Origin of the sequence: Mesorhizobium sp. M1312, assembly GCF_040318115.1 — a bacterium.
Classification (GTDB): Bacteria; Pseudomonadota; Alphaproteobacteria; order Rhizobiales; family Rhizobiaceae; genus Mesorhizobium.
This window is the reverse complement of sequence record NZ_JAMYLQ010000002.1, coordinates 447,419-472,006: the sequence shown is the minus strand read 5'-3', so window position 1 is coordinate 472,006 and position 24,588 is coordinate 447,419. Positions and strand designations below refer to the sequence as shown.

Annotated in this window: 23 protein-coding genes and 2 pseudogenes; 12 read left to right on the top strand and 13 right to left on the bottom strand. The window is 63.6% G+C overall.

Translation table 11 applies throughout. The features are described 5' to 3' along the window. Positions 1-4 precede the first annotated feature (4 nt). The 9 genes from NKH36_RS04950 to NKH36_RS04910 all read left to right on the top strand — a co-directional run bounded on the left by NKH36_RS04950 (position 5) and on the right by NKH36_RS04910 (position 8,488). The gene (locus tag NKH36_RS04950; protein WP_352960544.1) at positions 5-1,102 is read left to right on the top strand and encodes a Gfo/Idh/MocA family protein; all 1,098 of its coding nucleotides are present in this window, start codon (positions 5-7) and stop codon (positions 1,100-1,102) included. Between the two features lie 26 nt (positions 1,103-1,128). Continuing rightward, positions 1,129-2,043, top strand: coding sequence for a sugar phosphate isomerase/epimerase family protein (locus NKH36_RS04945; RefSeq protein ID WP_352960542.1), 915 nt, complete (start codon positions 1,129-1,131; stop codon positions 2,041-2,043). A gap of 68 nt (positions 2,044-2,111) precedes the next feature. Further along, the gene (locus NKH36_RS04940) at positions 2,112-3,053 is read left to right on the top strand and encodes a sugar ABC transporter substrate-binding protein (protein ID WP_352960540.1); all 942 of its coding nucleotides are present in this window, start codon (positions 2,112-2,114) and stop codon (positions 3,051-3,053) included. 46 nt (positions 3,054-3,099) lie between these two features. Then, on the top strand, positions 3,100-4,119 hold the full coding sequence (locus NKH36_RS04935) for an ABC transporter permease (protein ID WP_502911963.1): 1,020 nt from the start codon (positions 3,100-3,102) through the stop codon (positions 4,117-4,119). A gap of 2 nt (positions 4,120-4,121) precedes the next feature. Further along, positions 4,122-4,898, top strand: coding sequence for an ATP-binding cassette domain-containing protein (locus NKH36_RS04930; RefSeq protein WP_352960537.1), 777 nt, complete (start codon positions 4,122-4,124; stop codon positions 4,896-4,898). Positions 4,899-4,931: 33 nt separating this feature from the next. Further along, positions 4,932-6,113 carry an aldose 1-epimerase family protein gene (locus tag NKH36_RS04925; protein ID WP_352960535.1) on the top strand — a complete coding sequence of 394 codons (1,182 nt, stop codon included), beginning with the start codon at positions 4,932-4,934 and terminating at the stop codon, positions 6,111-6,113. A 90-nt stretch (positions 6,114-6,203) separates the two neighbouring features. Further along, positions 6,204-7,292 (top strand): fatty acid desaturase family protein, encoded by a 1,089-nt coding sequence (locus tag NKH36_RS04920; protein ID WP_352960533.1) that lies wholly within the window; start codon positions 6,204-6,206, stop codon positions 7,290-7,292. A 44-nt stretch (positions 7,293-7,336) separates the two neighbouring features. Further along, the gene (locus NKH36_RS04915; protein WP_352960531.1) at positions 7,337-7,651 is read left to right on the top strand and encodes a MocE family 2Fe-2S type ferredoxin; all 315 of its coding nucleotides are present in this window, start codon (positions 7,337-7,339) and stop codon (positions 7,649-7,651) included. A gap of 36 nt (positions 7,652-7,687) precedes the next feature. Further along, positions 7,688-8,488, top strand: a complete 801-nt coding sequence (locus tag NKH36_RS04910; protein ID WP_352960529.1) for a 3-methyl-2-oxobutanoate hydroxymethyltransferase — start codon at positions 7,688-7,690, stop codon at positions 8,486-8,488. Between the two features lie 132 nt (positions 8,489-8,620). Here the strand turns inward: NKH36_RS04910 and NKH36_RS04905 are convergent. Beyond that, positions 8,621-10,026, bottom strand: a pseudogene (locus tag NKH36_RS04905) (aromatic amino acid ammonia-lyase). Beyond that, positions 10,023-11,024 carry an ornithine cyclodeaminase family protein gene (locus tag NKH36_RS04900; protein ID WP_352960663.1) on the bottom strand — a complete coding sequence of 334 codons (1,002 nt, stop codon included), beginning with the start codon at positions 11,022-11,024 and terminating at the stop codon, positions 10,023-10,025. Before NKH36_RS04900 ends, NKH36_RS04905 begins: the two are co-directional and overlap by 4 nt. On the opposite strand from NKH36_RS04900, the pseudogene NKH36_RS04895 reads away from it, so the two are divergent. Next, positions 11,007-11,951 (top strand): annotated as a pseudogene (locus tag NKH36_RS04895) (MFS transporter); the annotation flags it as partial. The gene NKH36_RS04900 and the pseudogene NKH36_RS04895 overlap by 18 nt on opposite strands. 150 nt (positions 11,952-12,101) lie before the next feature. Here the strand turns inward: NKH36_RS04895 and NKH36_RS04890 are convergent. The 11 genes from NKH36_RS04890 to NKH36_RS04840 form a co-directional block, all read right to left on the bottom strand. Continuing rightward, positions 12,102-12,989, bottom strand: coding sequence for an amidohydrolase family protein (locus NKH36_RS04890; protein WP_352960661.1), 888 nt, complete (start codon positions 12,987-12,989; stop codon positions 12,102-12,104). Further along, positions 12,989-14,122 (bottom strand): vWA domain-containing protein, encoded by a 1,134-nt coding sequence (locus NKH36_RS04885; RefSeq protein WP_502911962.1) that lies wholly within the window; start codon positions 14,120-14,122, stop codon positions 12,989-12,991. Before NKH36_RS04885 ends, NKH36_RS04890 begins: the two co-directional genes overlap by 1 nt. Next, the gene (locus NKH36_RS04880; protein ID WP_352960527.1) at positions 14,119-15,000 is read right to left on the bottom strand and encodes an AAA family ATPase; all 882 of its coding nucleotides are present in this window, start codon (positions 14,998-15,000) and stop codon (positions 14,119-14,121) included. The genes NKH36_RS04885 and NKH36_RS04880 overlap by 4 nt, the downstream gene beginning before the upstream one ends. Positions 15,001-15,009: 9 nt before the next feature. After that, complete coding sequence (locus NKH36_RS04875; RefSeq protein WP_352571738.1) at positions 15,010-16,014, bottom strand: xanthine dehydrogenase family protein molybdopterin-binding subunit; 1,005 nt, start codon at positions 16,012-16,014, stop codon at positions 15,010-15,012. Between the two features lies 1 nt (position 16,015). Further along, entirely contained in the window at positions 16,016-17,383 is a 1,368-nt protein-coding gene (locus NKH36_RS04870) for a xanthine dehydrogenase family protein molybdopterin-binding subunit (protein ID WP_352960524.1), read from the bottom strand. 13 nt (positions 17,384-17,396) lie between these two features. Then, positions 17,397-17,912, bottom strand: coding sequence for a (2Fe-2S)-binding protein (locus NKH36_RS04865; RefSeq protein WP_352960522.1), 516 nt, complete (start codon positions 17,910-17,912; stop codon positions 17,397-17,399). Between the two features lie 21 nt (positions 17,913-17,933). Continuing rightward, the gene (locus NKH36_RS04860) at positions 17,934-18,728 is read right to left on the bottom strand and encodes an FAD binding domain-containing protein (RefSeq protein ID WP_352960520.1); all 795 of its coding nucleotides are present in this window, start codon (positions 18,726-18,728) and stop codon (positions 17,934-17,936) included. A 30-nt stretch (positions 18,729-18,758) separates the two neighbouring features. Next, complete coding sequence (locus NKH36_RS04855) at positions 18,759-19,202, bottom strand: SRPBCC family protein (RefSeq protein WP_352960518.1); 444 nt, start codon at positions 19,200-19,202, stop codon at positions 18,759-18,761. 97 nt (positions 19,203-19,299) lie between these two features. Beyond that, entirely contained in the window at positions 19,300-20,127 is an 828-nt protein-coding gene (locus NKH36_RS04850) for an AraC family transcriptional regulator (RefSeq protein ID WP_352960516.1), read from the bottom strand. Positions 20,128-20,302: 175 nt separating this feature from the next. Then, positions 20,303-21,301 (bottom strand): ABC transporter permease, encoded by a 999-nt coding sequence (locus tag NKH36_RS04845; RefSeq protein ID WP_352954780.1) that lies wholly within the window; start codon positions 21,299-21,301, stop codon positions 20,303-20,305. Between the two features lie 40 nt (positions 21,302-21,341). Beyond that, positions 21,342-22,082 (bottom strand): ATP-binding cassette domain-containing protein, encoded by a 741-nt coding sequence (locus NKH36_RS04840; protein WP_029351636.1) that lies wholly within the window; start codon positions 22,080-22,082, stop codon positions 21,342-21,344. 428 nt (positions 22,083-22,510) lie between these two features. Here NKH36_RS04840 and NKH36_RS04835 point away from each other — a divergent pair, with 428 nt between their 5' ends. Both NKH36_RS04835 and NKH36_RS04830 read left to right on the top strand, forming a co-directional pair. Then, complete coding sequence (locus tag NKH36_RS04835) at positions 22,511-23,500, top strand: sugar-binding protein (RefSeq protein WP_135935564.1); 990 nt, start codon at positions 22,511-22,513, stop codon at positions 23,498-23,500. Between the two features lie 135 nt (positions 23,501-23,635). Continuing rightward, positions 23,636-24,451, top strand: coding sequence for a FadR/GntR family transcriptional regulator (locus NKH36_RS04830; protein WP_352960513.1), 816 nt, complete (start codon positions 23,636-23,638; stop codon positions 24,449-24,451). Positions 24,452-24,588: the final 137 nt, after the last annotated feature.

The window sequence follows — 24,588 nt, the reverse complement described above, 5'->3', positions numbered from 1 at the left end:
TCAGATGGCAAGCAAAGGCTTCGAGCCGGACGTGAAGGTCCGCACGAAAGAGTATAGGATCGGCTGCGTCGGTGCCGGCATGATCATGGCCGAATGCCATCTTGCCGCGTACAAGGAAGCCGGCTTTCCGGTGGTGGCGATCGCCTCGCGGACCAAAGCCAGCGCCGAGAAAGTGGCGAAGCGCTGGGGCATCCCGACCGTCCATGACACGCCGGAGCAATTGATCGAGGACGAAAATGTCGAGATCATCGACCTAGCCTTTCCGCCGGACCAGCAGCCGGCGCTGATCCGCCATGCGCTGAAGCAGAAGCACATCAAGGCGATCCTGGCGCAGAAGCCGCTGGCGCTGTCGCTCAAGGATGCGATCGAGTTGCGCGACGAGGCCGCCAAGGCCGGCAAGATCCTCTCGGTCAACCAGAATATGCGCTACGACCAGTCGATGCGCGTGCTGAAGCAGATCATGGACAGCGGCGCGCTCGGCGACATCGTCTTCGCGCAGATCGATATGCACGCGATCCCGCACTGGCAGAGCTTCCTTGAGGAGTACGACCGGCTGACGCTCGCCAATATGAGCGTGCACCATCTCGACGTGCTGCGCTTCCTGTTCGGCGATCCCTTGGAGATCACCACGCTGACCCGTAAGGATCCGCGTACGAAGTTCGATCATTCCGATGGCATCGCCGTGTCGACGATGCGGTTCCCGTCGGGCGTGCTTGCCGTGTCGCTGGAGGATGTCTGGTCGGGTCCGCGCCAGGATGGCTACAAGGACGACCAGCATATCAACTGGCGCGTCGACGGCACCAAGGGCGTCTCCAAGGGCACGATCGGCTGGCCGACTGGTTCCGCCTCGACGCTGACTTATGCTTCGACCGAAACCACTGGCGGCGAATGGGTGACACCCAGCTGGGACACGATGTGGTTCCCGCACGCCTTCATCGGCGTGATGGAGCAACTCCAGCACGCGGTGAAGACAGGTGAGCCGCCGGCACTCTCGGTCGCCGACAACGTCAAGACCATGGCGCTGATCGAAGCGGGTTATCGCTCGATCGACGAGGGCCGCACCGTCAAGCTCTCCGAAATCTCGACAAACTTAATCAACTGAATCATTTACAGGGAGGACTTCATATCATGATGCAGGCAGGTATTTTCACGGGCTATTTCCCGTACAGCCTGAAGGAAACCGCGCAAAAGATCCGCGCCCTCGATTTCAACACGGTGCAGCTCGACCTGCATTTCAAGGATGTTGACCTGTCGGCCGGGCAGATCACCAAGGACAAGGCCAGGACTGTTCGCGACACCTTCCGCGACCACAATCTGCCGGTGTGCTGCGTGTCGGGCTACACCAACATCATCCATCCGGACAGAGCGGAGCGCGAGAAGCGCGTCGGCTATCTGAAGGAGATCATCCGCAGTGCCCGCGATTTCGGCTCGCCTTATGTGATCTCGGAAACCGGCACCTACAACACCGAGTCCGATTGGGTGCACCATCCCAAGAACAAAACCGAGGAAGGTTTCGAGGAATGCCGCAAGGTCATCGCCGACCTTGCCCAGACCGCCTACGACCACGGCGCGATCTTCCTGCTCGAAACCTATGTCAACAATGTCGTCGGCTCGGTCGAGGAGACGGTGAAGATGTTCGCGCAGGTCGACCATCCCGGCCTCGGCCTGTTGATGGATCCGACCAACTATTTCGAAACCCATAACATCGACAGGATGGACCAGATCCTGAACCAGGTGTTCGACACGCTGACCGACAAGATCAGAATAGCCCACGCCAAGGACGTCAAGCGATCGGGCGGCGACAAGTCGGAGAAGCACGCCGATATCGGCGACGAGGACGCGCTGGAGAGCCACACTTTCCGTGGTGTCGGCGAGATCGAACTGCCGGCGCCCGGCCTCGGTTCGCTGAACTACGACCTCTATCTGCAGCGGCTTGCCGAAAAGCACCCGAACATCCCGGTCATTATCGAGCATCTCTCGGAAGACGACGTGCCGCGCGCCAAGAAATTCCTCGACGGCAAGTTCCGCGCCAACGGCCTCTGATAGGAGTCCTGCGTCGCCGCTATGCCGCGGCGCTTTCCACCGGGAGGAAATATAATGGAGGAAACGAAATGTTGAAATTCGGATTGAAACTGGCGGCGGCCGCGGCTTTGTTTGCAGGGATAGGGTTGGGCTCGCCGGCATTCGCACAGGACGACCAGAAGACGTTCTATCTCCTGTCGCATGGCGGCCCATCGGATGCATTCTGGCTCGACTGGAATGCCGGCGCCACCAAGGCCTGCGACCAGCTCAAGGTGACCTGCAAGATCTCCTTCAGCGGCGGCGACATGGCGGCGCAGAAGGAAGCGTTCAACTCAGCACTTGCCGCCAAGCCGGACGGTATCGCCACCACCTCGGCGCAGCCCGGGCTGTGGACCGAGGAAGTCAAGGCGGCCAAGGCAGCGGGCATCCCGATCGTGTTCTTCAACACCGACGATCCGGCGACTGGACGGCAGGCCTATGTTGGCGCTGATCTGAAGGAGGCCGGCGTTATCTGGGCCAAGTACCTAGTCGACCACAAGATGGTGAAGCAAGGCGACAAGGTGTTCCTGCCGGTGGAGGTGCCGGGCGCCAGCTACCAGCAGCTCGAGACGGAGGGCATCGCCAGCGTCTTCGATCCGCTTGGCATCAAATATGACGTGGTCGATTGCGGCACCGATCCAGCCGGCATCATCGCCAAGATGACCGACTATATGGTCGCCAACAATCCGCCGGCGATCATCGCGCTCGGCGATTCCGTGGCGGCCAGCATCAAGCGGGTATTCGACGGCGCCGGCGTGCCGGCCGGCAAGATCCCGGTCGTCGGCTGGGGTAATTCCAAGGAGACCGCCGAAGCCGTCAAGGCCGGCTTCGTCAACGCGGCCGCCTGGCAGTTCCCGTCGGCACAGGGCTTCATGCCGGTCGCGCTGCTGGGGCTTGCCGCCTCGGGTGAACCGATCGGCTACGACATCCACACCTTCAGCCTCTACGACGCCACCAGCGTCGAGCCGATCCTGAAACTCTATAACAAGTGATGGAAATTGACGTCCGCCGCGCAGGCGGCGGGCGTCGCTCCAAGGTATGGTTCAAACCGTTATGACAATTGTCGCAGAAGAGGAAATGCCTGTTGTGAAGCGCAGGTCGAGCCTGATCCGCTCGCCGCAATTCTCCTCGCTCGTCATCCTCGTCGTGCTGCTGGCGGTGTTCGCCATCGCCGACGCCAACTTCCTGTCGCCGCTGAACATCTCCAACATGATGGCGTTCCTGCCCGAACTCGGCATCATCGCCCTCGGCATGACGTTGCTTCTGACGGCGGGCGAGTTCGACCTTTCGGTCGGCGCCGTGTTTGGTCTGGCGCCGGTCGTGGTCATGCTGCTGGTGCAGAGCGGCCAGGTTGACATCGGCATGGCGCTGCTGGCGGGGCTTCTGTTGTGCGTGGCGATCGGCGCGGTCAACGGGCTGATCGTCACCAAGATCGGCATCTCCTCGTTCCTGGTGACGCTGTCGATGCTGCTCGTCGTGCGAGGGGCTGCGCTCTACATCACGCAGGGCTTCCCGCTGAAATCCTGGGACCAGCCCGGCTTTTTCGTGACGCTGCTGGCCGGCAGTTTCAACATCGGCTCGTTCCGGTTCTACACCTCGCTGTGGTGGTTCGTCGGCCTGTCGCTGCTGGCGATCTACGTGCTGCACTACGCCAAGCTCGGCAATTGGATCAGCGCCATCGGCTCCAACCGCAACGCGGCGGTGGCGCGCGGCGTGCCGGCCGATGCGGTCAAGATTGGGCTGTTCATCATGACCTCCGTGCTGGCGGGTCTGGCCGGGATGATCAGCGCCTTCCGCATCTCCGCCGCCTCGCCGGTCGCCGGTACCGGATACGAACTCGAAGTGATCGCCATGGTGGTGGTCGGCGGCACGGCGCTGACCGGCGGACGCGGCACGATCCTGGGCACGATCGTCGGTGCGCTGATGCTGCGCAGCATCAGAAACGGCATCGTGCTGATCGGCGTGCCTGGGCTCGCCTACAACATCTTCGTCGGCGTCATCATCCTCGCCATGCTCATCCTGCACGCTTTGCTGCAGAAGAACGCCGCCAGGAGCTGAATATGGAAGTGCTTCGGCTGCAGAACCTGCAAAAGTCCTTCGGCAGCGTCCGCGCCCTGAAGAGCGCCTCCTTCACACTCAATGAAGGCGAGGTGGTGGCCCTGCTCGGCGACAATGGCGCCGGCAAATCGACGCTGATCAAGGCGATCTCCGGCGTGTTTCCCGTTGACCGCGGCGAGATCTATGTGCGCGGCCAGAAGGTCTCAATCCGCTCGACGCGCGATGCGATGGACCTCGGCATCGAGACTATCCATCAGGACACGTCGCTGGCGCCGGATCTGAGCATCGCGCGCAATCTCTTTCTCGGCCGCGAGCCGGTTAATCTGAAATGGCTGGGCGTGTTCGCGCCGCTCGACCTCGCCAAATTGCGCGACGCCGCCGCGGCGCTTTTGAAGCGCGTCGGCATCTCGAAAAAGCTCGACGCCGATGCGCTGGTCAGCACGCTGTCGGGCGGCGAGCGCCAGTCGATCGCCATTTCGCGCGCCATGCAGTTCGCCGCCAAGGTCATCATCCTCGACGAACCGACCAACAATCTCGGTGTCGAGGAAACACACGGCGTGCTGCGCTTCGTCAAGGAGGTGCGCGCGGCCGGTCATTCGGTGCTTTTGATCACCCACAACATTCACCATGTCTTTCAGGTCGCCGACCGCATCATCGTCATGCGCCGCGGCGAGATCGTCGCTGAGCAGACGGTCGCCGATACCGATCTGTTGACCGTGGAGAGCATCATCACCGGTGCCGACTTGTCGGCCCTGCTCAAGGAGACTCGTTCGAAATGAAGGCGGGAGCAAAGTGAAGGAACTGGCCGTCACATGGTAGAGCTTTACGGCAAGACGCTTTCGCGCCGGCAGGTCTCGGAGCGGTCCGGCATGCTGTCGCAATTTGCCGGCGTGCGGCTGATGACGCTTGGCGACGGCGTCGAGCGCGGCATACGGGTGCTCGAATTCCGCACCGGCTCAGGCCTGCGTTTCACCGCGCTCGTCGACCGGGCACTCGATATTGCCGATTGCGACTTCAAGGGCCAGGCGATCGGCTGGCATTCACCGAGCGGCTTCCGCCATCCCGGTCTGCACGAGTACGAAGGCGAGGAGGGGCTGGCCTGGGCCCGGTCGTTTTCCGGCCTGCTGCTCACTTGCGGTCTCGACCATATCCTGTTCATGGATGAAGTGCCGGCCGACAGCTACAATTATCCGCCGAAGAAGACGGTGCGCCATTCGCTGCACGGCCGCGTCAGCACTATTCCGGCGCGGCTGACCGGCTATGGCGAAGCGTGGGACGGCGACCGCTGCGTGCTGTGGGCCGAGGCGATCATCCAGCAATCGACGGTATTCGGCGAGGATCTGCATCTGCTGCGGCGGATCGAGGCCGATGTCGGCGGCAATGAGATCCGGCTTTCGGACCGTGTCGTCAATCACGGCTTCAATCGCACGCCGCATATGTATTTCTACCACATCAATGTCAGCCATCCGGTGCTCGACGAAGGCTCGCGCTACCTGGCGCCGATCCGGGATGTGGTGTGGGCCGGGCATGCCGGCGAGCGCTACGAGGCGCAGAAGGTCGGCTATCGCACGGTGCCGGCGCCGCAATTGGGTTTCCAGGAACAGGTCTGGCAGCACGAGCTCGGCGCCGACGGCGCCGGGGAAGTGCCGGTAGCCGTGGTCAACGACCGTCTTGGCCTCGGCCTCGAAGTCGTCACGCGCAAGGATCAGTTGCCTTGCGCCTATGAATGGCAGAATTTCCAGGCGGGGCAGTACGCGCTGGGCATCGAGCCGTCGACGCATCACGTGCTCGGCAATCTGGCCGCGCGCGAACGCGGCGAGATGATCTGGCTGGAGCATGGTGAAAGCCGCTCCTACGATGCGGTGTTCCGGGTCCTTGACGGCGCTGGCGATATCGCGGCCGCCGAAAGCCGGATCGCGGCGATTGTCAGACAGCCGCAGCAGGATTACCCGCCGCCGTCGGGCAATTTTCCGGTGCTCGGAGGCAGGTCGTGATGATGGCGAGGACGATGCGAAACACCAGTTGGGAGGCTGATCGCGGTCGGAGCGGGGAGGGCTCGCGGCCATCGAGATTTGGAGGTCACAATGGCTGACAAGATGAAGCGTGACTACAGCCTGGTCGGCGAAAGCACGCGCAGAGCAATCGAAACCGGACTGGCCTCGGCCGAATGGTACCACACCGACGTCTCCCGCAAGGCGATCAAGGAGTTGATGCAGCGCTCCGACGGTCCGGCGATTCGCGACACGATCATCTGGATCGTCGCCATTCTGGGCTCGGCGGCCGGTGGCGTCTATTTCTGGGGCACCTGGTGGTGTGTGCCGTTCTTCTTCGTCTACGGCGTGCTCTACGGCTCATCCAGCGACTCGCGCTGGCATGAATGCGGCCATGGCACTGCCTTCCGAACGCGCTGGATGAATGATGTGGTCTACCAGATCGCCAGCTTCATGCTGATGCGCAATCCGGTGACCTGGCGTTGGAGCCATGCCCGCCACCACACCGACACGATCATTGTCGGACGCGATGCCGAGATCGCCGTGATGCGCCCGCCGGACCTTTTGCGTGCGGCGCTCGCTTTCACCGGTATCCTTGATTTTCGCTATTCGCTTCCGGCGCTGGTACGCCAAGCGTTCGGCAAGCTCACGCCCGACGAGAAAAGCTACGTTCCCGAGATGGAACAGCACAAGGCCGTCATCGCGGCGCGCTGGCATATCGCCGTTTACATCGCGACGATCGCGCTCGCCCTCACTATGCGGTCGTGGGTGCCGCTGGTGCTCATCGGCGTGCCGCGCCTCTACGGCACCTGGCACATGGTGCTGACCGGCCTGCTGCAGCACATCGGCTTGGCCGATAACGTGATCGACCACCGGCTCAACACCCGCACCGTATACATGAATCCAATCAGCCGCTTCATCTACTGGAACATGAACTACCATGTGGAGCATCACATGTTCCCGATGGTGCCCTATCACGCGCTGCCCAGGCTGCACGAACTGATCAAGCACGATCTGCCGGAGCCGAACCCGTCGATGTGGCATGCCTATCGCGAGGTCTGGCCGGTCCTGCTCAGGCAGCTCAGATATGAGGACTATTTCCTCAAGCGCGAACTGCCGCCGACGGCGCGGCCCTATCGTGGCGAGTTCCACGAGGTGAACATGTCGGCGGCGGCGGAATAGCCACCGCGCACCGCCGCATTGCAGAAATTTCAGGAGAAATAGAGATGGCCGATTGGGTCGAAGCGTGCGCCGTGGACCATGTCGAAGAAGAGGATGTCATCCGCTTCGACCATAACGGCCGCACCTTCGCGATCTACCGTTCCCCTGATGACGAGTTTTTCGCCACCGATGGGTTTTGTACCCATGAGAAAGCCCATCTGGCCGATGGGCTTGTCATGGACGACATCATCGAATGCCCCAAGCACAATGGCCGCTTCAATTACAAGACCGGCCAAGCCAAAGGGGCTCCCGTCTGCGTCAATTTGCAGACCTATCCGGTCAAGGTCGAGGCTGGCAAGGTGATGATCCAAATCGCCTGACCGGCCTTCCATTCACGCAACAAAGGGACCAAATCGATGAGCCGTAAAAGACCCACGATTGCCGATCTGCGCGCCATGAAGGGCAAGCGGCAACTGACCATGCTGCGCGTGTTGACGATGGATGAGGCAGAGGCCGCCGAAAGGGCCGGGATCGATATCGTCTCGGTGCCGCCGGAACTGGTGCTCAACCCGCAATATCGCGATGCAGCCCCCAGCCTGTTCACAATGCCGGGCGACAATTTCTACGAGATCGGCACAGCCGACGATTTCGCGCGCTGGGCGTTCCGGCTCTACAAGGCCAGCGCCGACGCGGTCTATTGCAGCGCCGGCTTCGCCACCGTCAAACGGCTGGCCGATGACAATATCCCGGTGATCGGCCACGTCGGCCTGATCCCATCGCGCGCCACCTGGACCGGCGGCTTCAAGGCCGTCGGCAAGACCGCCGACAGCGCCATGCAGATTTTCGAGGCTGTCAAGCAGTATGAGGCCGCAGGTGCGGTCGGCGCCGAGATCGAAGTGGTGCCGGTGGAGGTGGCCAAGGCGATCTCGGAACGCACTTCGCTGATCATGCTGTCGATGGGGGCGGGCACCGGCTGCGACGCGCAATATCTGTTCGCCGACGATATCCTTGGCCAGAACCGCGGCCACATGCCCCGCCATTCCAAGGTCTACCGCAACTTCGCCGCCGAATATGACCGCCTGCAGGCGGAACGCATCGCCGCTTTTTCCGAATATGTCGCCGACGTAAACAGCCTGGCCTATCCCGAAGAAAGGCATGTCGTGCATATGGACCCGGACCAGCTCGGTCTGTTCATGAAAAGGGTCGACGCCGGATGAGACGCGCCGGCTAGGGCCTGCTCGACGATATCGTCAGCCGGCACATGCGACGGCCCGTGCTACGGCTGCCATGTTCCGGTAGCCAGCGCAGCGTAAAGCGCCTCGGCGTCAATACCCAGCGCTCTGTCTTCCCTAAGCGGCGCGACGAGGGCACGCACGGCTGCGTGAATTGCGGCTGTGGCCGGCCAGCGTCAGCCCGTCGCGCAGGTCGACGGCCTGGGCAGCGGCCATTAGTTCGAAGGCGATCAGCCGCTGCCACAGCACGATCATCTCGGCGCATTTCGAAACGGCCAGCGGCGCTTGCGTCGCATGATCCTCGACGCCTTCCGAGACCGGCAGGAAGTCGAGCATCACCGGGTTGGCCTTGTGGCGGATGGCGACGAGGATAGCGCTCACCGTCTGTTGCAGCGGCACGAAGCCGGCCGAAGCACCGCCGACCGGCGACAGATATTTGGGCAGGCCGTTGCGGCCTGAGCCGGTGAGCTGGATGAAGCGGGCGGCACAGGCAGCCGCACATTGGGCGATAGCAAGGCCAAGCGTCTCGAAGGCAAGCGACAGCGACGGGGTGTGGAAATTGCCGGTCGACAGCACCATGTCGTCGTCGCTCAGCACCAGCGGGTTGTCAGCGGCGGCGTTGAGCTCGATCTCGACGGCTTGCCTGGCCTGATCGATTGCCTGCAACAGTGCGCCATGGATCGACGGCACGCAGCGGATCGACAGCGGGTCCTGCAAAGTCGTCGGCGCCGGCGTCTCGTCGCGTGCCAGAAGGTCGCGCAAGCCTTGCGCGGCCTGCTGCTGGCCGGCGGCTGGTCGCGCCGCCTGCAAGCGCGGGTCGAGGATCGTCTGATTGGCGCCGATGCCTTCCATCGTCAGCGCGCCCGCCTGCTGTTGTTGCGCGAAGGCGGACAGTGCGTCGACCACTACCAGCGCGCCGCTGCCGGCGGACACCGCCGAAGCGCTTATCAGCGACAGCCCGTCCTTGGGGGCGAGGCTGGCGGGGGCGAGGCGGGCCATCGCCAGCGCTTTGGCGGCCGGCATGCGCCGGCCCTGAAAATCGGCTTCGCCGTCGCCGGTCAGCATGAGGCCAAGCGTTGCCATCAGCACCAGGTCGCTGTCGCCGATCGAGCCCAGCGACGGCATCACCGGATGCACGCCGGCATTGAGCGCGTCGGTGAGCGTGACGAAAACCTCTGATGAAATGCCCGAACCGCCGGCCGAAAACATCGCCGCTCGGGCAAGCATCGTCGCGCGCACGATGTCTTGCGGCAGCACGTCACCCACGGCACCGCTGCGGCCATCCAGCAACTGGCGCTGGAAGGCGCTGCGTCGCCGCTGACCGATGTGCCGAGATTGGCGCCGAGCCCAGTGTTGAACCCATAGATCGGCTGACCAGAAGCGGCGGCGCGGTCGAGCACTTTTCGCGCCCTCTCCAGTTTTCCGATGACAGTGAATGCCACCTCGACCCTGCGTCCGTCACGGGCGACCGCCGCGACATCCTCGACGCTGACGCCGGCTCCGGTGAGGATGAGCGCACTCATGCGAAGCGCAGCCGCTGGCCGATGCCCTGCGCCTGCGCCTTGGCAAGGATCGCCTTGCCCAGCGCGATATCGGAGAGCGACAGGCCGCGATGCCAGAACAGGATCGTCTCGTCGTCGCTCTGGCGTCCTGGCTTTAGACCGGCGGCAATCTGGCCAAGTTCGGCGTGCAGCGTCTGTTCGCTCAGGCGTCCGGTCTCGACATGGGCGCGCAGCGAGCCGAGTTTACCGCCCTTGCACTGGCCCCAGTCGTCGACGACGATCTTTTGCATGATGTCGGTCAACGACAATTCCACCGCGCTCATCGTGCCATAGGGCACCACCAGCGCGACGGGCTTTATCCATTCGGTCTTGAGAAGCGGCTGCGGTTCCGGCAGCCGCGAGGCCTCGATGACGATATCGGCGCCATCGACGCAGGAGCGCCAGTCGGCGACGGCTGTAACCTTCTTGCCGAGATCGGCGGACAGCTTGGCGGCAAAGCCGTCACGGCTTTCCGGTCGACGCGAATGCACGCGGATCTCGTCGAAGTCGAAGAGATGGTCGAGCAGGCGCACGTTCCAGTAGGCGGTGCCGCGCGCGCCGACATGGCCGAAAACCTTGGACGTCTTGTTCGCCAGATGTTTTGCGCCGATGGCGGTGACGGCGCCGGTGCGCATGTCGGTGATCACAGTGGCGTCGAGGATGGCACGCGGCGTGCCGGTGCGCGGATCGAACAGGTTGAGGATGCCGAACTCCGACGGCAGGCCGTGCAGGTAATTGTCGACATAGTCGCCGACGATCTTGACGCCGGCCGCATCGAGCGGCGCGACGTAGCCGCGCAGGACATTGAAATGGCCGTTGAAGGACGGGTCCGGCTCGAGATGGACGCGCTGCTCGATCACAGTCTGGCCCTTGCCCTGCGCCACCAGTCCGGCCTCGACCGCTTCGATGATCTCCGCCTCGGTTATATCAAGCGCTTGGATGTCGAGGGCGTTGAGATAAGCGACTTCATTACCACCTATCTCTCCTGGCACTGGAATTTCTTCATTAACATTCCGCTCGGGCTGGCCGGCCTGGCACTGGTCGCCCGCTTCATTCCCGGCGACCGCGATTCCGAAACCAGGCCGCTCGACTGGCCGGGCTTTCTTCTGACCTCGGTCGGGCTCGCCTCAATGCTCTACGGCCTCGAGCGCATCGCGCATCCGGAAGACGGCGCCATGCCGACCGTAGCGCTGCTTGTCGCCGGCACCTTGGTCGGCTGGCTGGCCGTGCGTCATCTGGCGCGCGCCAAAAATCCGCTGCTCGACCTCACGGCATTCAAGGTACAGACTTTCGCCATATCGACGCTGTCGGCCGGCACCATTTTCCGGGTCGCCATCAACGCCACGCCGTTCCTGTTGCCGCTGCTGTTCCAGGTCGGATTCGGCCTGAGACCCGTCGATGCCGGCATGCTGATCCTGGCCTATTTCCTCGGCAATCTCGGCATGAAGACGTTGACGACGCCGACGCTGAGGCGCTTCGGTTTCCGTTCGGTGCTGGTCGTCAACGGCGTGATCGCATCGCTGTCGATCCTGGCCTGCGCACGCGATATCGCCGCAGACCCCGCAAGCGCTGGTGGTGGCGCTGATGCTGATCGCCGGGCTGTCGCGTTCGATGCAGTTCACCGCGCTCAACACGCTAGCCTTCGCCGACGTGGCTTCATCGCAGCGCAGTTCGGCGGCGACATTGTCCAGCATGCTGCAGCAGGTGGCGATGCTGTTCGGCGTCGCGGTCGCGGCGGCACTGCTCAACCTGTCGCAGATCGCGAGGGCGGGCCGGCGCTCGACCTCGTCGAGTTCCGCCTCGCCTTCCTGGCGATCGGCGCTATCGGGCTCGCGACCTCGTTCCGCTTCCTGGCGCTGCCGCCAGCCGCGGGCGCCGAGGTTTCAGGCCATTTTCCGCGGAACTGAAATCGACGGCAGTCGAAGACATTAATTGAGCTTATCCCGTCCGTCCTGTGCCGGCGGAGCGAAAAAATTATTGCGCGGCCGTGCATCAGCGACGTTTGTTCGCTCGAAGAATCAAACGTTTGACGTGAAGGAGCGAAAGGAAACGCCGCGCTACACCGGCCGATATACCTTCTCCGCAGTGTTCCAAAAGATGTCCGCCTCTGCTGCCGCACCATGCTTGGCCACCGCCTCCCGGTGCGCCTTGATCAGCTCGGCGTGGCTGGTCCATAGTTTCTCGATTGGGAAATTCGAGCCGAACATCAGACGCTCGCTGCCGAGGATGTCGATCGCGTTGTCGACGATATAGGCGATCAATGCCGGGTCGTTGCGGTGGACGAAGGTGCCGAGGCCGGAGAGCTTGGCGTAGAGGTTGGGTGCTGCTGAAAGCGTGCGCAGGCCGGCTTTCCAGGCTTCCGTGGTTTCCTCCGACATGTCGGTCAGCATGCCGGCATGGGTGAGGATGAAATCGGTCTCAGGATTTTCGCCGACAAGCGTCAGGCCGTCCTTCATCTGGGCCGGGAAAAGCTGCAGGTCGAAGGACAGGTCATAGTCCTTCAGCCGCGCCACATTGGCCCGCACCTTCGGGTCGATGACCTGATCGGGGCAGGCGGCGAAGCGGAAGGCCGGCGTTTCGTGCCAGTGCAATTGCATGCGCACGCCGCGCAGCAGCTTGTATTTTACTAGCCGGTCGATCTGATGGCGCACATCGTTGACCGTCATGTCGGCATAGCCAACGATGGCGTGCGGCCAGCCGGTTTCGTCGGCGGTTTTCTGCAGGAAGGCGACTTCGGTCTCGAAATCCTCCTTAGCCCAGTTGGTCTGGACGTAGACCGCCTTCTCGACGCCAGAGCCTTGCTGGTCGGCGAGGAATTCGTCGATCGGGTAGTCGCGGCGGATCGGCTCGTAGGGTCCGAAGATGCGCGGCACCATCGGCCCGCGCAGCCAGGGCTGATCCTCTCGGCGCCAGATGTGGAAATGCGCGTCGATCGCCTTCTGCATCATGAAACCCTCTTCCAGATTGCTGCGGCCGCTGGGGCAGGGCGGGCGAGCGACAGAATGAAATCGGCGAGACCCGAGATCGACGAGCCATCGATCAGATCGTCGAGCACCGGCAGGATGGCGCGAAGTGCTGCCGTGGCCGGCCGGAAGCGCGGATCGCCGGCCAGCGGCGTCGCCAGCGAGAGACGGAAGGCGCGGGAACTCAGCCGGCCCATCGCCATTTCCAGCTCGGCATGGTTGCCGCGCTCCAGCGCATCGGACAGGATGACGACCGCCGCCCCGCGTGCAAAGGCGGAAAAGCGCGGCACCGACAGGAAGGCGAGCAGCGTCGGTCCCATTCGCGTGCCGCCATCCCAGTCATCGACCAGTGCTGCCACGCGGGCCAGAGCCTGGTCTCGGTCGCGAATGCGCAGCGCCGGGGTGATGCGGGTCAGTCGCGTGCCGAAGGTGAAAATTTCAGCCCGGTCCGCGCCTTGCACCGCCGCATGGGCCAGTTTGAGATAGTCCGATGTGTGCAGCTTCATCGAGCCGGACACGTCGATCAGCAGCAAAAGCTTGCGCGGCACGGTCTGCCTTCGGCGCAGCAGCGGCGATGGTATATCGCCGTCGGCGCTGACGATTTCGCGGAGCGAACGGCGCAGATCGAGCTTGCCGCGCGTATGCGTGCGCATGGTGCGGAAGGAGCGGCGGGCGGGCAGGGCAGTAGCGAGTTTGCGGCGAAAGGCGGCAAGCCCGTCGCCGTCGCGCTGGAAGTCGCGGGCGCTCAACTGTTCGGCACCGGACGAGAGCTCGCCGCCTTTCTCCTGGCGCGCCACCTCGCTCTCTTCATCGCGGGTGCCGCCGTCGTCCTTAATGCGGATTTCCTCGTCGGTCTCGCCTTCGGCTAAGGCCGCGGTGTTGCCGTAGAAATGGCTCTGGAAGTGCGCCTCGAACTCGTCGCGGCGGTCGGGCGGCGGTGCCAGCGTGGCGAGGGCGGCTTCGTGCATATCGGCCATCGAGCGGGGCCCGAGCAGCGTCACCGCCTGCATGAAGCCTGACACCTGCTCCGGCGCCACCGGAAAGCCATAGCGGCGCAGCAGCCGGCCAAAGCCGAGCAAGGGTGCAGCCGCGCGGGGCAGGGCCACGGCGCTCACGCCAATGCTTCCTCGACGATCCGGCCGAGCTCGGGCGCGATGTAGGACAGATCCTCCTCGTCCTTGATCAGCACGCCGATGGCGCGGCGAAAAGCTTCCGGCCACGGGCTGCCGCCCTTCTCGAGGATGGTCGCGGCATTGGCCCATTCGACCGCCTCGGCAATGCCGGGCGGCTTGGCCAGCGGACGGGCGCGGATGTCGCGCACGGCAGCAGCCACGGCGCGTGCGGTTGCCTCGGCGACGTCGCCGGCGCGCAGCATGATGATGGCGGCCTCGCGCTCGGCGTCGGGATAGGTGATCCAGTGATAGACGCAGCGCCGTCGCAGCGCCTCTGCCAGTTCGCGGGTGCGGTTCGAGGTCAGGATGACGATCGGCTGCGCCGTCGCGCGGATGGTGCCTCTCTCAGGAATGCTGATCTGGAAATCGGAAAGAAACTCCAGCAGCAGCGCTTCGAACTCATGATCGGAACGGTCGATCTCGTCGACCAGCAGCACGCGCTTTTCCGGCGCCTTTAGCACCTGCAGCAGCGGCCGCGCGATCAGGAAACGGTCGTCATAGATGTCGACCTCATGCTCGCCGGCGTGGCGGATGGCGAGCAGCTGGCGCTGGTAGTTCCATTCGTAGAGCGCATGCGCAGCGTCGATGCCTTCATAGCATTGCAGCCGCACGAGGTCGCGCCCGAGCACTTCAGCTATCGCCTTGGCCGCTTCCGTCTTGCCGACGCCCGGCGAGCCTTCGAGCAGCAGCGGCTTGCCCAGCCGGATCGCCAGGAAGACGGCAGTCGCCAGGCTTTCATCGGCCAGATAGCGCGAGGCGGCGAGGTGCGACGCCACCGCCTCCGGCGAGGTCGCGACAGTCTCGGCGCTTCTCTTGGGCATTTCCAACACTCAGTTCGGGGCTTGCGCCTTCAACGCGCGCAGGATGCGTTCCGGCGTGATCGGCAGCGTGTCGATGCGCACGCCGACCGCGTCGAACACAGCATTGGCGACCGCCGGGATCTGCGGGTTGGCGCACATTTCGCCTGGCCCCTTGGCGCCGTACGGGCCGTCGGCTGAGGGTCTTTCCAGCACGATGATCTCGGTTTGCGCAAGATCACCCGGTCCCGGCATCAGATATTGGTTGAAGTCGGTGCCGCCATGATCGCGATTGGGATAATAGGGTTCGGTCGTCTCGTAGAGCGCATGGCTGATGCCCATCCACGAGCCGCCAACCAATTGCTGCTCGACCATTTTCGGGTTCAGCGCGCGGCCGATCTCAAAAACGTTCTTGACGGTCAGCACGGTGACTTCGCCGGTCTCGTCGTCGACCTCGACTTCCGCCACCGTGCAGGCATGGGCGTAGCAGGTCGACGGCTTCATCGCGCCGGTCTCCTTCTCCGGATACGAGCGCGGGATGAGAAACATGCCGCGGCCGGAAATCGAGCGGCCGCGCTTGAAATGCGCCGACAGCGCGACATCGAAGATCGAGATTGATTTCTGCGGCGCGCCCTTGACCAGGATGTTGCCCTGGCCGTCGGTCTCGAGGTCCGACGCATTCACTTCCAGTTCCTCGGCCGCCACTTCCAGCATCACCTGGCGGGCTTCCCTGGCCGCCTGGATGACGGCGTTGCCGGCGCGGTGCGTGCCGCGCGAGGCGAAGGTGCCCATGCAATGCGGGCCGGTATCGGTGTCGGCGGTGTCGACGACGACGCGGTCGGTCGGCACGCCAATCGTCTCGGCGCAGATCTGCGCCATGATCTGCTTCATGCCCTGGCCGAGATCGACGCTCGACAGCGTCACCATGAAATTGCCGGTCGGCGTCGAATGCACCAGCGCCTGGGTCGGGTCACCGCCGAGGTTCATGCCAGTCGGATAGTTGATTGCGGCGACGCCGCGTCCGCGCCTGATCGCCATCTCAATTTCCCTTCGCGTAGGACGACATAGAGAGGTACTTTTCCGCCACCGGCCAGTTGGCGACGCGCGACGCTTCCTGCATGCACTCGATCAGCGCCGCGCCCTCGGTCGGCTGGCGGTGCGCCTTCATGTCGCCGTCGCGGTAGGCGTTGATGAAGCGGAATTCGAGCGGATCCATGCCGATCAGCCGGGCCAGCTTGTCCATCTGCACCTCCAGCGCGAAATCGCCGATCGTGACGCCGAAGCCGCGCATGGCGGAGGAGGGGGTGCGGTTGGTGTAGACGCAGTAGGTGTCGATCCAGACATTCGGGATCGTGTAGGGGCCGGGATAGTGGCCGGCGCCCTTCTGCGCGCCATAGGGCGAATGGCGCGAATAGGCGCCGGCATCGGTGTAGCCGGTGACTTTCCGGGCGACGATGCGGCCGTCATTCATGACGCCGTCCTTGATGACGACCTTTTCCGCGGCGCGCGGCGAGGAGATCTGCATCTCCTCCTTGCGGCTGTAGATGAAGGAGACCGGTCGCCCGGTCAGCTTGGCGCCGAGGATGGCGATCGGCTCGACAATGACGTCGACCTTGCCGCCAAAACCGCCGCCGACGGTGCCGCCGACGAAATGCAGCTTGTTGCCGGGCATCTGCAGGATGATCGAGGCATTGTCGAGGGTGAAGAACATCGCCTGCGTGTTGGTGTAGCAGGTGAAGCGATCGTTGCCCTCCGGCGCGACGATGCAGCCGGTCGTCTCGGTCGGGGCATGCTCGATCGGCGAGGATTGGTAGGTCTGTTCAAGCACGTGGTCGGCCCCTGCGAAGCCGGCCTCGACATCGCCGAAGCGTACCTTGCGGCATTCGCCGCTGTCGTAGAGGTAATAGTTCTGGCCGTGATATTCGTTCACGATCGGCGCGCCGGGCTTCAGCGCTTCCTCCATGTCGAAGACGGCCGGAAGCACCTCGTAATCGACCTTGACCTTGGCGGCGGCCTCCTGGGCGGCACGCTCGGTCTCTGCCAGCACCGCCACCACCGCCTCGCCCTTCCAGCGCACCTTGCCGTCGGCCAGCACCGTCTCGTCCTCCGGCCCGATCTGGATCAGGATCAGGATGGTGTAGACATTGTGCGGCACATCCTTGGTGGTCAGCACCTTGACCACGCCCGGATGTTTTTCCGCCTCTGATATGTCGATGCTGCGGATGCGGGCGTGATGGTGCGGGCTACGCACCATCTTCAGATGCAGCATGCCGGGGAAATTGCGGTCGGCGAAATAGGCGGTCTTGCCGGTGACGTGGCCGGGTGAGTCCGAACGCGGACGGGGTTGGCCGATCTCGTGCAGATCGTCCTTGCGCTGGTCGGCGAAGTAACCTTTGCGGAGTTCCATCTTTTTACTCCCCTCAAGCCGCGTTCTGCGAATTGGACCGCGCGGCGGTCAGCACCGCCTGGATGATCGGCTCGTAGCCGGTGCAGCGGCAGATGTTGCCCGACAGCGCCTCGACTACCTCGTCGCGGCTGGGGTTGGGCGTGTGGTCGAGCAGCACCTTGGCGGCCATGATCATGCCCGGCGTGCAGAAGCCGCATTGGGTGGCGAAGGCGTCGAGGAAGGCGCGCTGCAGCGGATGCAGCACACCGCCTTCCGAAAGCCCCGATGTCGTGGTGATGGCCGCACCGTTGCAGGTCTCGGCCAGCGTCAGGCAGGAGAGCCGGAGCTCGCCGTCGATGATGACCGAGCAGGCGCCACATGTGCCTTGGTGGCAGCCGCCTTTCGGCGAGGTGTCGCCGATCTTGTCGCGCAGTGCGTTGAGCAGCGTCGTGCCGCTGTCGATGAATTCGGCCTTTTCCGCACCGTTGAGCGTGAACTGAACCGGGACCTTTGCCATGTTTTCCTCCTTGCGCGCTTGCCGTGCGGGCAACCGCGCTCCCCAAAGGGTATTTCAGGCGAGCAAAAGCCGGCCGAGATGGACCGGCAGGACTTCGTTGCGATACCAGGTACTGGCGATCGGATCGGTCACGGGCGAGGTGCCGTCGCTCGCGACAGCCAGCGCCGGGGCGATGCCGTCGCTGGTGAGCTTCCTGCCGAGCAACGCCTTCTCCGCCGCAGTCGCACGCATCGGACGGTCGGCCATGCAGCCAAGCGCGATCCGCGCTGAAGAAACGGTCCCGTCACGCTCCTGCTCCAGCACAATGGCGATGCTCAGCACGGAGACGCCCTTCGGCTTGACCCTCGACACTTTCAGGAAGCGAAAGCCGCCGTCCACTGGCAAGCTGAAGCCGACCGCGGTGACGATGGCGTGATTGCTTTCTCGTCTTGCCAGGAAGGTTTCGATCGGTAGGTCGCCGTCCTCGGTGCTGACGGTTGCGTCCAGCGCCAGCAGCGCCACGGTGAAATCGCCATAGGGCGCCGGGGCGAAGAGATTGCCGCCGACGGTCGCCATGTTGCGGATCGCCGGGCCACCGACGGCGCGCGCGGCGTGGGCGAGGGAAGAGAGATCCGGGTGACGGGCGATCGCCGCCATGGTCACCGAAGCGCCGATGCGGACCTTGCCGGCGGAAACAGTGATGACCAACAGCGCCGCTGCGGTCGACCTGATGAGGCCGGAGACCGAGACATCGCCTTCATTGGCGGCGCGCACGACCAGCGTGCCGCCGCCGAGATAGCGGGTGCCGGCGGCTTTCAGCGCCGCATTCGCGTCCGTCACCGTCGAGAAAGTCTGCAGTGCAAGCGCCATGGAACGCTCCTGTTTGTCAGCCCATTCAGTTCAACTTTGGCCGGCGAAATGACTTTTCAAAGCGTTGAAACCGCCCTGGAAGACGTTGGCGCCCATGCTCTCGGCCAATTTGTCGGCTTCCTCGGGAGCGGCATCGAAGTTGGCGGTCCATTCGGCATAGGTGCGGTCGCCGTCGGTCACCCTCCGCAACTGCAGCGTTGCCTTGTGATTGGTGAGCGGCTGCGGCGTCTCCAGGATAGAGTAGCTGACGAGGAAGTTTTCGTCGGAGAAGTCGAGCAGCTTTTCGCGGATGCGGGCGCCGCTGGCGAGCTCGAAATTGCGCACGCAGCCGATCGTGCCGGCATCCTTGCCGTCCTCGATATAGCTTTCGACCATGCGCGGGTGCCAGTTCGGCAGGCCGTTGAAGTCGCGTATGCGCGCCCAGACCTTTTCGACCGGTGCGTCGATGACGCTGGAGATAGTGACTTTCGCCATATGATGCTTCCCTTGCAAATATCGCGAGGGTAGGGCGGCGAGCCCGGCGGCGCTTATCAATGCGTCTTGAACGCCTATCAATAAGTCTGAAAATGGTTCAGGAAATCGCCCGCGCCGCCTCGCGATAGAGTGTCGGCGGAACGCCGACATGATCGCGGAAGAAGCGCGAGAAATTGCCCTGCGTGGTAAAGCCGAGATTGCAGGCGACAGAGATCAGCGGCTCCTGCGACCATTGCAACTGCCGCACTGCTTCCTCCATGCGCAGCGTGTTCCAGTAGACGTTGGGCGTCAGATTGGTCTGTTCCTTGAACAGCGCGAAGAAATGCGGCCGCGACAGGCCGACGCTGCGCGCCACATCGTCGAAGCAGATGCGTTCGCAGACATTGGCCTTCATCAGCTGGATCGCCTTGCGAACACGGAAATCCTGCATGGTGTGGACGCGGGCGCGTGCCACTTGCGGTGCCGAGGCGTCGGCGGCGTCGAGCACGCTGTCGATGAAGCGCTCGATCTCGTAATTGGCGATGTCGTCGATGCTCTCATTGTCGCTGAGATGGTCGAGAAGGTTGGCTGCCGCCTTGTGCAGCCAGGGCTCCAATGTGATCGCCGGTGCTGAAAATAGCGGCGCGGCGGACGGCAGGTCGCGGCGCCGGCGCGCCCAGTCCGGATGGATGTAGAAGGCGAGGAACAGGCCGGGCCGGCCGTCGCGGGACAAAGCGTGGCTGTGCGGCTGGAAGGAATTGATGCCGGCAGCGGTGCCGGGTCCAAGCCGCACCGTCTCGCGGCCGATGGTCATCTCGCCGGCCGTGCCTTCCAGCCAGATGATAATATGCGCCTCGACATGGGCATGGGTGACGAAGTCGCTGGCGACGTTCAGGACAGAAACATGTCCGAACCGGCCCCAGTAGAGCCTGATCGCTTCCGTCATGGGTATATCCTCCCGCAGGCGACTGGCCTCCCTTCGCCTGCAATGGGGATAGTGCGGCTCAGTCCGGGCCTGCGTCAAGGCACATGCGCACGCCTGGGGCCCGTCATGGGCCGTAGCGGCCGATTTTCAGACTGAGCGATAGCAAGGGAAACGAATAGCGCTCGTGACCTGCGGCCTATTCGTTGCGCCTGAAATTGCGGAGCCGGTCGAACAGGACCGCCAGCAGAATGGCGCTGCCGATGAACACGCCTTGCCAGAAGGCATTGATGCCGAGCAGGCCGAGGCTGTTGCGGATCACTTCGATCAGCGCCGCGCCGACGACGGCGCCAAACGCCGTGCCCATGCCGCCGGCCAGGTTGGCGCCACCGATGACGGTCGCGGCGATGACCTGAAGCTCCATGCCGTTGCCAAGATTGGTGGTGACGGCCCCAAGCCAGCCGGTCTGGATGATGCCGGCAATGCCCGCCGCCAGCGCCGAGATCATGTAGACCGCGACCTTGATCTGGCGCACCGGAACGCCGGTCAGCGTCGCCGCATGCTCGTTGCCGCCGATGGCGAAGATGTGCCGGCCGAATTTCGTCCAGCGCAGGACGAAGCCGGTGATCAGCGCCAGCACGATCGTGTAGAGCACCGGATTGGCGATGCCGAACACAAAGGCGCCGCCGCCCAGCGCCAGAAGCTTGTCGTGATCGGGCCCGAACTGGAAGACGACGGTGTTGTTGGAGGCGACCATGGCAAGGCTGCGCGCGATCGACAGCATGCCGAGCGTCACCACGAACGGCGGAAAACCGAGATAGGCGATCAAGATGCCGTTGAAGGCGCCGATGACCAGCGCTGTCGCGATTGCAGCGGCAATGCCGATCTCGATGCCGTAGCCGGCATGCATGGTCACCGCCAGCACCATCGAACACAGGCAAAGCACCGAACCGACCGAAAGGTCGATGCCGCCGGTGATGATGACGAAAGTCATGCCGAGCGCGACGATGGCGACGAAGGTGACGTTGCGGGTGATGTTGTAGAGGTTCTTCGTCGTGGCGAAGGAATCCGTGGCGACGGACAGGAACAGGCAGGCGAGGATGACCGCGATCACCACCCAGAAAGTCTGGCTGGCAAACACCCTGGTCAGCAAAGTGTGCTGTTTCTGCGCGATCGTCTGGTCAAGAGTTACTGCCATCGTCGACCTTTATCTGCTTGCGTGGTGAAACCGGCTGGCATCAAACCTGTTCGATGGCGCCGGTGATAAGCCCGGTGACTTCCTCGGGCGAACTCGACGCGATCGTCTTGTCGGCAACCTTGCGGCCGCGCCGCATGACGATGACGCGGTCTGCAACGTCAAAGACATCAGGCATGCGGTGACTGATCAGCACGACCGCAATCCCCTGGTCGCGCAAATGACGGATCAGATTCAGCACCTCGGCGACCTGCCGGACCGAGATCGCCGCCGTCGGCTCGTCCATCAGCACGATCTTGGCTTGCGAAAGCATGGTGCGGGCGATCGCCACCGCTTGCCGCTGGCCGCCCGACATCTGCTTGACCAAGTCGCGCGGGCGGGTTTCGGATTTCAGCACGGCAAAAATCTGGCCGGCGCGCTTGTACATCGCGGCGTAGTCGAGGATGCGAAACGGCCCGACGCCGCGGCGCAGCTCGCGGCCGAGATAGACGTTGGCGGCGGCCGTCAGATTGTTGCACAGCGCCAGATCCTGATGGACGATCTCGATGCCGTGCTGGCGTGCCTCCACCGGCTTGTGCAGGATCAGCTCTTTGCCGTCCATCTGCATCGTGCCGTGGCTCGGGCGGAAATTGCCGGCGATCATCTTGACCAGCGTCGACTTGCCGGCGCCGTTGTCGCCCATCAGGCCGACCACCTGTCCGGCCTCGATCGACAGCGAAACGTCGTTGACCGCCTGGATGGCGCCGAAATGTTTCGAGATGTTGGCGAGTTCGAGAACCGACACCAGACTGCTTCCTCCCCGTGCTTCCGGCCTGCGGTTCTGCCGCGGCCCTCGCTCTTCCCAGCCCCTCCCGGGAACAGCGCTTTCGCCCATTTACGCACATGCCCCCTTGCCGTCAACAGCGGCTTCTTTCGAAAAATCCGTTTTGTAGGACAAATAGCAATTGACGTCGGTCGCAAGCCGATATTAGCTAGGCGTCGGAGGAGATTATGCCGATCTCCTGTCCCGGTGCGCTGGGCGGGATCGGCGGAGGTTTATCGGTTGAGGATCTGGCAGCGTCCATATCGCGCTGGTCTGCGATCGCATCTGGAAATACTTATCGGCCCGGCTTGGCGACACGAGCGCTCGCGAAACGAACCTCTGTCATCGGGCTTCCGGGCTGGTCTGTGTGGCGGGCACGCCGTGTCCGTCTGTTTCAAGGGAGGACTGAAATGAGGAAATCACTATTGCTCGCTGCCGTCGCCATGCTGGCGTTGGGCGCCGGGCCGGCTATGGCCAAAAAACAGCTCGTCATCGTGGTGAAGGGGCTCGACAATCCGTTCTTCGAGGCCATCAACCAGGGTTGCCAGAAATGGAACTCGGAAAACGCCAACTCGGAGTATGAATGCTTCTACACCGGCCCGGCGTCGACATCGGACGAGGCCGGCGAAGCCCAGATCGTTCAGGACATGCTGAGCAAACCGGACACAGTGGCGATGGCCATTTCGCCGTCCAACGCGCCGCTGATCGCGCAAACGATCAAAAGTGCCAATCCGTCGATCCCAATCATGACGCTCGACGCCGACCTCAGCAAGGAAGATGCGGCGCTGCGCAAGACCTATCTCGGCACCGACAACTACCTGATGGGCTACAAGATCGGTGAGTACATCAAGAAGGGCAAGCCGGAGGGTGGCAAGATCTGCACCATTGAGGGCAATCCGGCGGCTGACAATATCCTGCGCCGCGCCCAGGGCATGCGCGACGCGCTTTCCGGCCAGAAGGATCTCCCGGCGCTCGCCGGCGAGGGCGGCTGGACCGAGGTCGCCGGTTGCCCGGTGTTCACCAATGACGACGGCGCCAAGGGCGTGCAGGCGATGACCGATATTCTCGCCGCCAATCCCGATCTTGACGCGTTCGGCATCATGGGCGGCTGGCCGCTGTTCGGCGCGCCGCAGCCCTATCGCGACTTGTTCAAGCCGATGGCCGATAAGATCGCCAAGAACGAGTTCGTCATCGGTGCGGCCGATACGATCGGTGACGAGGTGGCCATTGCCAAGGAGGGTCTGGTGACCGCATTGGTCGGCCAGCGGCCGTTCGAGATGGGCTACAAGGCACCTTCGGTGATGATCGACCTGATCGAAGGCAAGCCCGTCGCCGATCCGGTCTTCACCGGTCTCGACGAGTGCACCAAGGACACGGTCGATACCTGCATCCAGAAGTAGGTTCGCAGTTTTCGGGGCGTCCGCTCGCCGGGCGCCCCGTCACACCGGTTCACGAAAACCTACGAGGTGAAATTGCTGGGGCGAACCGCTCCTGCTTTGCCGCGCCTTGAGTTCAGCCTGTGCCGGGGAACATGGATGTCGGACGCAAGATCGAAAAAGCGACTTACTACGGTCAAGGCAGGGGCCACGGTCAAGGCACGGGCCAAGGTCAAGGCACAGGCTGCCCGTCCGCCCGGCGCGCGCCGTACCGACGCGGCGCTGATCCCCGGATCGAGCGTGCATGCGTCGCTGGCCAACGAGATCGGCCTCAGGATCGTGCGCGGCGACTATCCGCCGGGAACCATCCTGCCCAATGAAGCCAAATGGTCCGACACTTTCAACGTCAGCCGCTCGGCGGTTCGCGAGGCGATCAAGATGCTGATGGCCAAGAGCCTGCTGGCCTCACGCCCCAAGATCGGCAGCTGGGTCGAGCCGAAGGAGCGCTGGAACCTGCTCGATCGCGACGTGCTGGCCTGGTACGCGACGTCGCCCGACCGCGAAGTGTTCCTCAGAACCGTGCAGGAGTTCCGTCATATCATCGAGCCGGAAGCCAGCGCCTTTGCCGCGATCCGGCGCAGCGACGAGCAGATGGCCGAGATCAGCCAGGCCTGCCGTGAGATGGGGGAGGCGGCTACGCTGCAAGAGCGCACCCGCGCCGACACGCGTTTTCATCTCGCCATCCTGCGAGCCTCGGGCAACGACCTCCTGGTGCCGCTCGGCGTGCTGATAGAATCCGCACTCGATCATCTCTTCGTTTTCGTCACCCGCGAAACCAGCGACCAGCCTCGGGCGCAGGCGCTGCATGAGGCGATCGAGAAGAACATCAGGCTCAGGCGTCCGGTGGCGGCGAGGAGTGCTGTGCACAGGCTGCTCGCCAACACCGACGAGGTTATCGGGCGGTCGCGGCGGTGATTTCATGCACCAAGGCTGGCGCTGCCTGCCCCTGACTTACGTTGGCGATTGGCGAAAGCCGAAGTGACGTCCAATCTCCCCCCTTGCGGGGGAGATGTCCGGCAGGACAGAGGGGGGTGGGAAGGATCGCCAACTTC